This window comes from Salegentibacter agarivorans (genome assembly GCF_900113135.1).
GTDB classification, from domain to species: Bacteria; Bacteroidota; Bacteroidia; order Flavobacteriales; family Flavobacteriaceae; genus Salegentibacter; species Salegentibacter agarivorans.
Window position 1 is genome coordinate 1 of sequence record NZ_FOOH01000003.1, and the last position, 12,151, is coordinate 12,151.

Genomic DNA, 12,151 nt, shown 5'->3' on the forward strand with positions numbered 1-12,151 from the left:
TAACTTTCAATATTATAATTAGAGATACTTAAAGGTAGTGAATAGTGATTTAGCGATCTCTTGAAGCTACCTTTAGGTTTAGTTCAACAACGTATCCTATAAAAAACAGCGGTTTTGGTATTTAACATAAAGATAATCAATAAAATAAAGGTCTATTGACAAGTACGTGCATAAAATCCGTTACGAGCCATATGTGTGCCGAGAGTAACGACCGGCTGAAAGTCGTTACGCAACTGTCTACAAGATGGTGGAACCAACCCACCGGTGCTGTCCTGCAGGGGAGAGCACCAAACCAACATAAGGTGCTTTGGTAAAGAGCCAAGGTATCGAGCGTTTTGGAAAAGGCTATGCCGAGAGCTAGTCAGGTATGGATAATGGAGACGAATGCAAATGAACCTCTGATGAAGTGTCGAGAAAAAAATAGATTAACAGTGTTTCATATCCATTTAAAGTACGATTAGTCGGGGTGGCGGCAAATTATCAAATAGATTTTTTCACTTCTTCTTTTGCGTAGAAATCCGCAATTTGTTGAGCATAATCCATTGAAGATTTTCCGATGTAGCCAAGGAACATTTTTTCGGTACTGTGGGCTGTTATCTGCATAATTAAAGGGGTTGGCAATTTTCCATAGGTATTTGTAGCGAAAGATCTCCTGCAAACGTGAGAAGTAATAAGTTCATATTTCGGAAAAGTACCAGAAATTTTTCTTTTAACTCCTTTCTTTTTTCTTTTGCCGTTTTTATCTTTAGGAATAACATTTCCCTTTTCATCAACCATTTCAATTTTTTTTGCCTCAATAAGTTGATTTACTTTCGCTTCTTCACAAAGGAGTTTAATCTGATCATTAAATTTTTGAATGGATATTTTGTAAGGAAAACCTTCTTTAAGTATATTTTTTGTTTTGGGTAAAACCGGAATGGTAACCTGCTTCCCTGTTTTTTGTTGTTTTAACTCTATAAGTTCTAATCCATTTCGAACGATAAAGTTTTCTTCTGTGAGATTTAATAAATCACCTCCTCTTTGTCCAATATTACAACCTAATAATAGCCATTTTCGAGTATTTATAAGGGATTGATTTTGTAATTTTGTTTTTTCAATTTTTTCCAGCTCTTGGGGAGTTAGGTAGATTATATGCTCTGTTTTCGCTTTTCCTCCCTTTATTTTTCTGAGTTGATGACTAACTTGAATTCCATTGATTTCAGCATCAGTACAAACAGTTTTAAGGTCGTCAATTTTCTTTTTTGAATAGCCTTCAGAGTAGTTTTGTTTGTTTAACATCCAGTTTAAAAAAGATTTGCCAAATTTGATATCCACATCTTGAACTTTAAGAGACTTTTTTCCCTGATACACCTTAATGATTTTCAGTAAATTTTTATATGAATTCACGCGGCTCTTGGAAAGGCCTAAACCACCCTTAGAATTTTCTCTAATATTGGCAGTGTCAATAACGGTTTGTATGGCTTCTGTTAGTGAGTTTCCCTGTTTCCCTTGGTCCTCTTCTGGAATAAAGTTTCCATTAAAAATATCGATTTGTTTTTGAAGCCAATCGCCGCTAACTTCCCCAGGAGTGGCTTCATCATACATGTCTATTATGTAATTTTTAATATCCCGTAAATTTCGGTTAAGATTCTTCATTTCGGGTGAATTTCTTTTAACACCTTCTAATATTAAGCTCTTTTTACCGTTACCTGCTAAAATACAATTGGAGAGATTTACAATTTTACCAGAGTTTTTGGTATAATCATGTTTTCTACCGTGAATAAAGCGCAGGTAAATTGTTCTAGGATCTTGTTTTCCTCTAATAAAAAGTTTCACTGTAGCCATGCTGAAAGTCTTTAAAGTAAAAATAAATCTTTTCCGACACTTTCCCGACATGTTCCCGACATAATATGTTTTTAAATGAATTCAATTACCATTAAAATTTATTAAAGCACTGATATATAGTAATATATAATAAAACGAAAATAATTTTGAATTGAATATCAAGTCCCGTCCCGAGTACTTAAAGCCTTGTTAATCATCTGATTTTCAAGGCTTTTTTGTTTTTGAAAATTGTATTTGTACGTTAAATTGTACGCAAAATGTTAAAAAATATCAGATTCACTATTTTAACTTTCTCCTGTAAGATTTTTCCGATATTATTGAATCAATCTAACATAAATTGCTTTACTACTTATAAAAACTCACAAATAACATTAAGTAACCACTAATAACAATAAATATTGAAGAATAACACTAAATAATATATTTTATCGATCAGTTATATTTTATGGGTGATTTTAAAAATGATTGGAAATAACCTATATTTTTCTTCTCAATACTTTTAGTTGGTTTTTCTTTTTGGAGTTATATATTCCAGGTTCATTATCGAAGTTTATAAATTACGGAACAACTGAATTTTAAATATTGCGCATCGCGATACGTGATATAAATAATGATGTTTCAGTAGCTTTTTTAAGTTAATGAATTGCCATTAGATTGAAACTGGAATGACAATATTTAATATTGAGTGTGAATTGTATATAAAATTGCATCTTTATTCAAAATCTTTGAAATCTATTTTACGATAAGATTTTGAATTCTTTGGAGATTTTTTCTACTACGTATTCTGGGATATTAAGTTCCTTTGTGAATACCGGCCAATTAGAAATCTGTTCCTGGACTTTCTCAATTATGCCTTTTGGATTTTTTATCGAAAATTCTTCTGCTAACGTAAGCAAATCCTGTAACTGTATGTTCTCTCGCTTATTATTTAAGGAAAGTGCACGACTCACTTTATGATAATTAAAGTCTACGTTTAATGGGTAGGTGAGGTCGTAAGCAGGAGCGAGGTTCCATTTGTCTGTTTTTTTGTCATATATAAAGGAATGATTTTTTAAGTGGTCATCAATATTGGCAAAGACCAAATTGAAAACCATTCGCTTAAAAAGTTCCTGAATCTCATTGTAAGGTACTTTTAAATCCAGAGCTAATTTGAAAAGGTTTTCATAAGATGAGTTCTCTGGTTTTTGAAAGTCCCATCCGGTCAGTCCGCTTGCGGTTAAAACGTGTTGTTTTGTTCCATTTTGCCTATCATATCTCAAGGTGGTGAAATGTTTATCGTTAATCAGTTTAGAAGGCATCATTGTTATTCCTGCAGCGGTAGCCACCTTGTAGTAAGCATATTCTATTACTTCTTTATTATAACTATCTTCATATAGAGAAAGCTTTACCAGGTAATGCTTGTAATCTTTAGAGGAAACGATATCACCCGGAATAATCTCTCCTGTTTCAATGTTTTCGGAAATTAAAAGTTTAGGCCTGGCTCCACCAGCAGAGGTTCCCATTTTAAAAATATTTAATAAAGCAAGATTATCAAATTTCTTTTCTGAAGTTTGCTCTTTTTGATCTATAACTTGCTTTAATACACTAATAATTTCTTCAAGGTCAATTGCTGAAGTTTTTGGGATATTTTGTGCCGGTTCATATTCCAAAGCACCCATACCACGATTAGCTACATAGGTTAACTGCTCCAGTGGGGTGAGTTTAGTTTTATCTTTATTATTGGCTTTAAACCATTCCTTGAAAATGATATTTCCAAACATATCTGGAAGGGAATCAGCTATGGCCGGAGGAAGACCTTTAAAAGTATTTCCTTCAAACTCAGAGAATACCTGTACAGGTTTTATTCGTTTAATGATATATGGAAAAATGTTTCGCAATTCATTGGTTTCTAAAAATTCAGGATTATACTGAAAGAAACTTTTTCGTTGATCCAAATCGTAACCTAACTTTCCAACCTCATAATCAAATAGCTTTACATTTAAGATAGTATTTTTAGCCATAATGGTTAATATAAGGAGCGATTAGTATTTTTTTCATTATAAGCTTTTACACCTTTATAAAACTTCTCCAAATCATCGAAATGGTGGGCAATTTTTAAAATGGTATCAATTGTTGAGTTTTTACCACTTTCAAATTTTTGAATAGTATATCGGGATATTCCCAGTTGATCAGCCAATTCTTGCTGGCTTAATTCAAAACGACCTCTCTGAAGTTTGCACCATTTACCTAGTTCTTCTTTGGTTTGCTTTATAGTGACGAGTTCGAGCATAATGTATGTTATAATAAACAAATATAGCTAAAAATCTTAATATGTGTATTATAATAAACCCAGTAATTAGGTTTATTCTGTCTTTTGCCCCATATCTACCATAACCTTGCGCCGGATCCTATGCTGTTTTTATAGTATACGGGAAGTTAAGCGTTAAGTAAAAACAGCATAGGTCGCATAGGATTGTGGTTCTTTTATTTGATCTATTTAACAGCATTAGCCGCAAACTAAGAATCATTGTTCTTATTTATAAAAATCAGGATGTGTATCAGTAGACTCCGAGCCCATCCAACAAGTATCCGAAAAATGAAACAGCGGTTAAAACAGCTTACATCAAGGAACAATGGATGGGGTGAAGACCAGAGAAAGGAAACACTCAACCACTACGTTAGAGGTTGGATGAACTACTTTAAAATGGCAGATATAAAAAGCCTGCTGAGAAACATAGATCGCTGGTATCGTCGACGTCTAAGGATGTGTATCTGGAAACAATGGAAACGCATTCGCACGAAAGAAAAGATGCTTATCAAGCTTGGCTTGAACAAGTGGAAAGCGTGGGAATATGCCAACACGAGGAGAAGTCACTGGCATATCGCCAACAGCTTTATCCTCACAAGGACCATTACCACGCACAGACTGAGAAAGGCTGGCTACCCTTTTCTGCTGGATTATTATCTTAAAGTTAGAACGTAAATTAGGGAACCGCTCAGTACGGATCCGTACGCTGAGTGGTGTGAGAGGACAGATAGGGAACAATAATCTTAATAAGATAATCCCTATCTTCCTACTCGATTTTGAATGCTGAGTATTCTAAATAGATGTACTCGAACCTTCAGGTGGGTAACTGGATTTGTTTTTTAATGCGTCAATTTGTTCGCGGGTAAATTGCGGAAGTGGCATTTCTCTTTCTTTCTTCAAGTTTTCAACTACGGCTTCTGCTTCAGCAGTTTTTTCTTTAGAAAGTCCCTGGTCTTTTCCGAAGTAAATAGTTTGCGATGGGAAAGCGAAATCGGTACCACTACGGTCTACAACATCCATCATTCGTAGCATGAGATCTTCACGAATTTCCAGGAATCCATTATAATCCTTAGCTTCCAAATAGGCGAAAATTTCAATATCCAGTGAATGGGCTCCAAAACCAATAAACCTAATTCTAGCCGGTTCTTCATAGACCTTAGGGTGCGCATAAAGCACTTTTCTCAATTCGGTAAGTAAATAGCGTAGCTGATCTGGCGATGTTTCGTATCTAAAATTTAAAACACTTATAAATCTAAACCTGTCCCTGTGGGCATAATTCTCAATCGTGTCAGATGAAAATGCTCCATTGGGAATGGTAACTACGGTGCGGTCTAAAGTTCTAATTCTGGTAGATCGAATACCAATCTTTTCAATTGTTCCAGTGATTTGCCCCACCCGGCAAAAATCGCCAACACGAATGGGCCTGTCGGCAATTAGGGTCACACTTCCCACAAAATTTTCTATCGTTTTTTGAGCTCCCAGGGCAAGAGCAATACCACCAATTCCCAGGGCGGCCAAACCGGTAGTTACATCAATGCCAATTGCCCCTAAACTAAATATTATACCAAAAATAACAATTGCGATCTTAGCCGCCCGCTGCAGAAATAATACTATTGAAACTCCCGCCGGATTTCCGCGTAATAACATTTTTTCCTGACTAAATTTTCCTATAAAATCTGATAGTCGCCAGAGGAGAATAAGAACAGCTACAATACCAACTATAATGGTGATAGCACTAAATTTTTGACGCAAAATAATAGATAGTTCCAGGTTTCTTGAAAATGCAACAAAAATCCAGACGGCTACATATAATTTTAAGGGAAGTTTTACCGCGGTAATTATTCCTGAAATGGGTTCTTCTCTAATCCTTTTCCAAAGTTTTTTTAATAGAAAAATTATTGAAGAAATAATCAAAAAAGAAATAAGATAACTTAATCCAATAAGTAATAAGGCCACAATCCATTGTCCGGCAGGTACCCCACCCCAAAGATATTTATTAAGAAATCCCGGAATTATTTGGTCTACAAAAGCCGAATTTTGAAGGCTAACCGAACTTATGGCTTCGACTGTTTCAGCTGAAAAAAGCCAGATTCCATTTCCGGTTTCATCATCGTGCCGTTTTAGAAAAATCTCAATCAATTCATCGTCAGGGCTTACACTTCCTACTTTCTCCAGTTTTGGTTCAAAATCATCATCGGTTTTTCCCTTGGGATCATCGCTTATTAGATAATAGGGGAGCATACTTCCCTTTTGGTCAAATAGGCGTTGCAAAACCAGGACCACCCGTTCTTTCTCTTCTTCAGAAGTAATATTTCCCGGGAAATTGAGGTATCTCGAGGCGCGATTATAATTTTGCCCGGCCACAGCATTTATAAACCCAGTTACCGTACCACGTGGGGTTCTTCTGCCTAAAATATCTTCAGGAATTTCCTGGGCATCAGCTTCATTATTTTGACTATTCCCTAACGGAAACTGGGCGTTAGCAGGTATACTGCTAATGAATAGGAAAGCGATTAAGAATATGAATTTTACATAAAAAGGCTTGAATTCTCTCTTCATAACTGGGAAATTGGCTAAGTTAAACCGAAGATACTAAATTGTAAAGATTATAAGGTTTTACAAACCTTACGGGTAATTAAATTCTTTAAAGTTTAAGAATATTTTCTGAAAAGTTGATTTCCAAATAACGCTCTTATTCGCTACATTCGGTTAATATGGTTTTCTTCGAAATTAATAACCCGGGGCTTTTCTTTATTTGTGTGCTTATCTTTTTTGCCGCGGTTTTTCTAAGATATTTAATTTCCGCGGGAATATTCTACTGGTATTATTATAGACTGAAAAGTGAAAAATTCAGCAATAAAAGGTTAAGTAAACGTGGTTTTAGAAAAGGGCAGTTAAAAAAGGAAATTTACTGGAGCATGTGGTCATCGGTGATTTTTGGCTTTTTTGGCGCGCTTACCTATTTTCTTTGGCAAAAAGGCTTTACTGCAATTTATTTGGAGCTAGATAAATTTGGATTATGGTATTTACCGGCCAGTTTTATTTTACTTTCTCTGCTTCACGAAACTTATTATTATTGGGTGCATCGCTGGATGCACAAGCCAAAAGTTTTTAGGAATATTCATAAAGTGCATCACGATAGTTTAGTGCCCAGCCCATGGACGGCTTTTTCCTTTCATCCGTGGGAATCGCTGCTAGAAGCTATAGTAGTTCCGGTAATTCTACTCTTTCTGCCCGTTCATCCCATTGTGATTGGTGTTTATTTGATTTTTATGACGCTTAGCAGCGTGATAAATCATTTGGATATTGAAATTTATCCTAAAGCTTTTATGAATAGCCGCTTCGGAAAAATGTTTATTGGTGCCACGCACCATCATTTTCATCACGCCGAGTTTAAAACTAATTTCGGACTTTATTTCACTTTCTGGGACAGATGGATGAATACCGAAAGCAACTCAAAAATTTCTTCGGAATAAGGTGCTAAGAACTTTTCCCCGTCATCCTGAACTTGTTTCGGGATCTAAGTTATGGGTATTTTAGTCCTGTTAGAATTTGAAACATGTTCAGTTCAACGGTTGATTTATTTATAAATAACAATTCTTCCTTTCCTATATTTCAAACATTTTCTCAGGTTTCCTTATCTTGAAGCCAAAATAAAAAATTCATGATAAGAAAATTACCTATTCTGGGGTTGGCCGCAATACTTGCAACTGGCTGCGGAAGTGAGAAATCTGTTTTTAGTAGTAAAGAGAAGTCGGCTGAAAACACTTCAAAAAAATCTACAAGCAGACTCAAATCCTACGATGAAGTCATCACTTCAGAAGCTGAATCTGATGAAGGACTTTTTACAACACATTTTGTAGATGATAAACTTTACTTTGAAATTCCTGTAGATTTACTGGAGAAAGATATGCTATTGGTAAGCCGTATCGCCGGTGTGCCCGATGGTTATGGCGGCGGTTATGTGAATGCCGGTTCTAAAGTTAACGAGCAGGTAGTGCGCTGGACGAAACGAAAAGGAAATATTGATGTAAAGGTGATTAGTTTTGAAAATATGAGCGATGAAGAATCGCCTATTTACAAATCGGTGCAGGCCAATAATTATTTCCCGATCCTCTTTAGTTCAGAAATTGAAACTTATAACGCAGATTCCACAAGTGTGGTAATTGAGGTAAGTGATTTGTTTGAAAACGAGGTGCAAGCTATTAATGGACTTTCTTCTTCTCTTCGGAAACGTTATAAAGTAAAGAAACTGGACCAGAGCAGGTCTTATATAGAGTCTGCCAGTTCTTACCCAAAAAACGTAGAGGTAAAACACGTAATGACTTACGAGGCTGAAGAGCCGCCAACACGCGACCAGGCTGGGACTATTTCTATGATGATGAATCAATCTATGATCTTGTTGCCAGACGATAAAATGCAGCCAAGAATTGCAGATCATCGAGTGGGCTGGTTTACTATAGATAAATACGATTATAATTCAGAAGAATTAAAAGCCGATGATTATGAACTGATTCGCCGTTGGGAATTAGTGCCTAAAGATATTGAAGCTTACAAACGTGGTGAACTGGTAGAGCCTGAAGAGCCTATAGTTTATTATTTAGATCCTGCCACGCCTGAAAAATGGCGCCCTTATTTTAAACAGGGAATTGAAGACTGGAATGTGGCTTTTGAAGAAGCAGGATTTAAAAATGCGATTATCGCTAAAGATCCGCCAACCAAAGAAGAAGATCCCGAGTTTAGCCCTGAAGATGTGCGTTACTCGGTGGTGCGTTACGTAGCCAGTACTACCAGGAATGCGGTGGGGCCTTCGGTAACCGATCCGCGAACCGGGGAGATTATTGAAAGTGACATTATTTGGTATCATAATCATTTGCGTTCTTACCGAAACCGGTATATGATTGAAGCCGGAGCGCAAACCGAAGATGCCAGGACTTTAAATACCCCCGAAACTGAAATCGGAGAAATGATGCGTATGGTAATTGCTCACGAAGTTGGCCACGCGCTTGGACTTCCGCATAATATGAAAGCGAGTTCTGCTTACCCAACAGATTCGTTAAGATCGGCTGAGTTTACCCAGAAATATGGTTTAACGCCATCTATCATGGATTATGCAAGGGTAAATTATGTTGCGCAACCGGAAGATGAAGGAGTGAGATATATTAGAATGATGGGACCTTATGATTTATATGCCATCAACTGGGGTTATAGATATTTGCCTGAAGCCGAGTCCGCCGAAGCGGAAAAAGAAAAATTAGATGAATGGATTTTAGAAAAAGCTGGAAATCCATGGTATGAATTTGGAAATGGTTATGGCGGAGTAGATCCACAATCGCAGCGAGAAAGTTTGGGAGATGACCAGGTGAAAGCCAGTGAATACGGATTGGCGAATCTTAAAAGAGTAGTGCCAAACTTAATTGAGTGGACTTCTAAAGACGGTTACGGTTATGACGATCTTGAAGAAGTGTACAGAGAGTTAACTTATATGTGGAGAGGTTATGTATCTCACGTGGTCGCCAATGTTGGCGGGGTTTACGAAACTCGTAAAACCTCTAATCAGGATGGCGTGGTTTATGAAAATGTTCCGAAGGAAAAGCAGGAAGAAGCTGTGAACTTTTTAGTTAAAGAGGCTTTCACAACACCAGATTGGTTGCTTAACCAGGAAATTTTAAACCGAATTGAAGCTTCGGGAGCTATAGAACGAGTGCAGAATTTGCAGACTCGTACCTTAAGTAGTTTGCTGGATGAAGATCGTTTAAACAGAATGATCTCCAATGAAGAAGTAAATGGTGATAAAGCCTATTCCGCGGTGAATTTAATGAGCGATTTACGAAAAGGTATTTTCAGCGAACTTTATAATCGAAATAAGGTTGATGCTTACCGGAGAAACCTTCAGCGTTCTTATGTAGATATTGCTTCAGAATATCTTAAAAAATTAAATGCTGAAGATAACGAAGCTTTATTGAAATCTGATATTTTACCTCTTATGCGCGGTGAAATGCAAACATTAAAGCGTGAGATAAATCGTAGAAAATCTGGAGTGAATCATTCATTGACTCAATATCACTGGGAAGATTTAATCGCCAGGATAGATGCTGCCTTAGATGTAGAATCTTAATTTTTAGCAGCAAAATCCATAGAAACCCCGAAAAGCGTAAACGTTTTTCGGGGTTTTATTTTTTGCTCAATATTCTGTCCCGACGCTTCGGGATCATTTTAGAATCTAAGTTGTTGCTTTCTGTGATGAGTTTATAAATTTCTGAATTTGTTCCATTTCTTTAATCGAATTGGTTGGAATATGTCTTGCTTTGCCGTTTTTAAGTTTTAGGCTTAAGCGTTTTCTTCCGAAGAAATTTTTTAGAATAGGATGCTGAATTTCATCTAAAGGAATCACTTCTTTAGTGCTAAGATTAGTGAAATAATACAATGTAAAAAGCGACACGAGACCAATCGGAATCCAAAGCCAGGTGAGAAAATCCCAGTTGGCTACCGGAGTTTTAAAAACCCGGAGTAACATTTGAAATATATTTGTAAACATCACGAATTTTAGCATCCAATAGGTGATTTTGATATTATCATCAATTTTTAGCTGCCTGTTCTCCTCGTCTAATTTTATCTTCATTGATCCAACAAAAATTTTAGTGAAAATACTAAAATTTCATAATGAATTTTAATTTTATAGGATTACCAATTATTTTTCTTTGGTTAACCTCATAAATATTGCATTTTTCTTATTGCGAAGGAAGCTTTACAGCGTATCTTTATGGCGTTAAAGTTACCTATAAACTTTAGCTCCAAAAGCGAGCATATGCAGAAGCCCCCCAGGTATGAAATTTTACTAGCCGAAGACAATTCACTTATTTTAAAGTTAGAATTAAGAAGTTTAAAGAAATTAGTGAATTGCCCAATAAAAGGCTTCTGGCAGGGTGGCGAATTAATAGATCACCTAAAACAAACTGCAAACTCAGAGCATTTAAAACTTATTTTTTTAGATCTAAATATGCCACGGGTAAATGGCTGGGATGTTTTGGATTTTCTTGAAAATTTTAAATATAAAAATTCTATTTATGTAGTTATACTAAGTGCTTCTATGTATGAACCAGACCAAAATCGAGCTTTAAAATACAGTAGGGTTATTGGTTACTATGATAAATTTTTAGATACTCAGGAGCTTTCCGAAATTTTAGACCAGGAGGTTTTAAGAAACACCTTTAATTTTGAATTTAAGGAAGAATTAGAAGAAGGTGAAAGACCTCATGCGATTTAACTTAAGACTTAATCACCTAAAAATCTATTGTACCGGAAAATCGAAATAAGTTTCAGGATATGGTTCATTTCTCAAGGTATAATGCCACCACTCTTCGGGATAGGGCCGAAAGCCATTTTTAATCATTATTCGCTTCAATAACGAACGGTTAGCTCTTTGTTCTTTAGTGATTTTATTTGTGTTGTGGTGAGAAATATCTCCGAAGAAATCATAACCACTTCCCATATCTAACTCCTCTCCGGTTTGGATATTAATAATAGTAAGATCTACAGTGCTGCCTCGGGAATGCCCCGATTTAGTAGCGATGTAACCTAGCTGAAACAGGTCTTTTTTGGCAACATTTGGATAGAATTTTTGTTTGGTAAGCGTGTCTGCAGGAATTCTAGCCCATTCAATGAAATGGTTAACCGCTGTTTGCGGACGGTATGCATCAAATATTTTGAAACAATAACCTTCTGCCATTAAATCTTTTTGAGCTTTTTGCAGTGCAGTTGCAGCCGCTTCGGTTAAAATGGCTACCGGCTTTTGGTAGGCGTTTACCGGTTTTCCGATAAAATTATTACTTCCGGCATATCGAATGTCAAGCTTAATATCAGGTATTTTCTCTTTGAGGTAAATAAAGCCTTCCGGTAGCTTTTTATCCTGGGCCGTGACGAAATTAAAACTAATTAAAATTAATAAAAGGTAGGTTAAGCTTTTCATTTGTATTCAATTTTAAGCCAAGTTACTTAAAATATTATTCCCTGATATTCCTCATATTATTTTGGTATTTA

At 36.0% G+C, this 12,151-nt stretch carries 10 protein-coding genes; 4 read left to right on the top strand and 6 right to left on the bottom strand.

Features of this window, described 5'->3' with window-relative positions; genetic code table 11:
- Nucleotides 1–480 precede the first annotated feature (480 nt).
- The 3 genes from BM084_RS03330 to BM084_RS03340 all read right to left on the bottom strand — a co-directional run bounded on the left by BM084_RS03330 (nucleotide 481) and on the right by BM084_RS03340 (nucleotide 4,093).
- A complete protein-coding gene (locus tag BM084_RS03330; protein ID WP_177195646.1) occupies nucleotides 481–1,824 on the bottom strand; it encodes a tyrosine-type recombinase/integrase in 1,344 nt (447 codons plus the stop codon).
- Between the two features lie 737 nt (nucleotides 1,825–2,561).
- Nucleotides 2,562–3,824 (bottom strand): type II toxin-antitoxin system HipA family toxin, encoded by a 1,263-nt coding sequence (locus BM084_RS03335; protein ID WP_075324861.1) that lies wholly within the window; start codon nucleotides 3,822–3,824, stop codon nucleotides 2,562–2,564.
- Between the two features lie 5 nt (nucleotides 3,825–3,829).
- Nucleotides 3,830–4,093, bottom strand: coding sequence for a helix-turn-helix domain-containing protein (locus BM084_RS03340; RefSeq protein WP_093302765.1), 264 nt, complete (start codon nucleotides 4,091–4,093; stop codon nucleotides 3,830–3,832).
- Between the two features lie 306 nt (nucleotides 4,094–4,399).
- Here BM084_RS03340 and BM084_RS19655 point away from each other — a divergent pair, with 306 nt between their 5' ends.
- Nucleotides 4,400–4,786 carry a group II intron maturase-specific domain-containing protein gene (locus tag BM084_RS19655; RefSeq protein WP_075327847.1) on the top strand — a complete coding sequence of 129 codons (387 nt, stop codon included), beginning with the start codon at nucleotides 4,400–4,402 and terminating at the stop codon, nucleotides 4,784–4,786.
- A 117-nt stretch (nucleotides 4,787–4,903) separates the two neighbouring features.
- Here the strand turns inward: BM084_RS19655 and BM084_RS03350 are convergent, their stop codons facing one another.
- Nucleotides 4,904–6,670, bottom strand: a complete 1,767-nt coding sequence (locus BM084_RS03350) for a mechanosensitive ion channel family protein (protein WP_093302768.1) — start codon at nucleotides 6,668–6,670, stop codon at nucleotides 4,904–4,906.
- 155 nt (nucleotides 6,671–6,825) lie between these two features.
- Here BM084_RS03350 and BM084_RS03355 point away from each other — a divergent pair, with 155 nt between their 5' ends.
- On the top strand, nucleotides 6,826–7,587 hold the full coding sequence (locus tag BM084_RS03355) for a sterol desaturase family protein (RefSeq protein ID WP_075324858.1): 762 nt from the start codon (nucleotides 6,826–6,828) through the stop codon (nucleotides 7,585–7,587).
- A 188-nt stretch (nucleotides 7,588–7,775) separates the two neighbouring features.
- On the top strand, nucleotides 7,776–10,229 hold the full coding sequence (locus BM084_RS03360) for a zinc-dependent metalloprotease (RefSeq protein WP_093302771.1): 2,454 nt from the start codon (nucleotides 7,776–7,778) through the stop codon (nucleotides 10,227–10,229).
- Between the two features lie 105 nt (nucleotides 10,230–10,334).
- On the opposite strand, the gene BM084_RS03365 is transcribed toward BM084_RS03360, so the two are convergent.
- Nucleotides 10,335–10,733 (bottom strand): hypothetical protein, encoded by a 399-nt coding sequence (locus tag BM084_RS03365; protein WP_075324856.1) that lies wholly within the window; start codon nucleotides 10,731–10,733, stop codon nucleotides 10,335–10,337.
- Between the two features lie 186 nt (nucleotides 10,734–10,919).
- On the opposite strand from BM084_RS03365, the gene BM084_RS03370 reads away from it, so the two are divergent.
- Nucleotides 10,920–11,378: a response regulator gene (locus BM084_RS03370; protein WP_177195647.1), complete on the top strand. Its 459-nt coding sequence runs from the start codon at nucleotides 10,920–10,922 to the stop codon at nucleotides 11,376–11,378.
- 24 nt (nucleotides 11,379–11,402) lie between these two features.
- On the opposite strand, the gene BM084_RS03375 is transcribed toward BM084_RS03370, so the two are convergent.
- Entirely contained in the window at nucleotides 11,403–12,080 is a 678-nt protein-coding gene (locus tag BM084_RS03375) for a M15 family metallopeptidase (protein WP_093302776.1), read from the bottom strand.
- Between the last annotated feature and the right edge of the window lie 71 nt (nucleotides 12,081–12,151).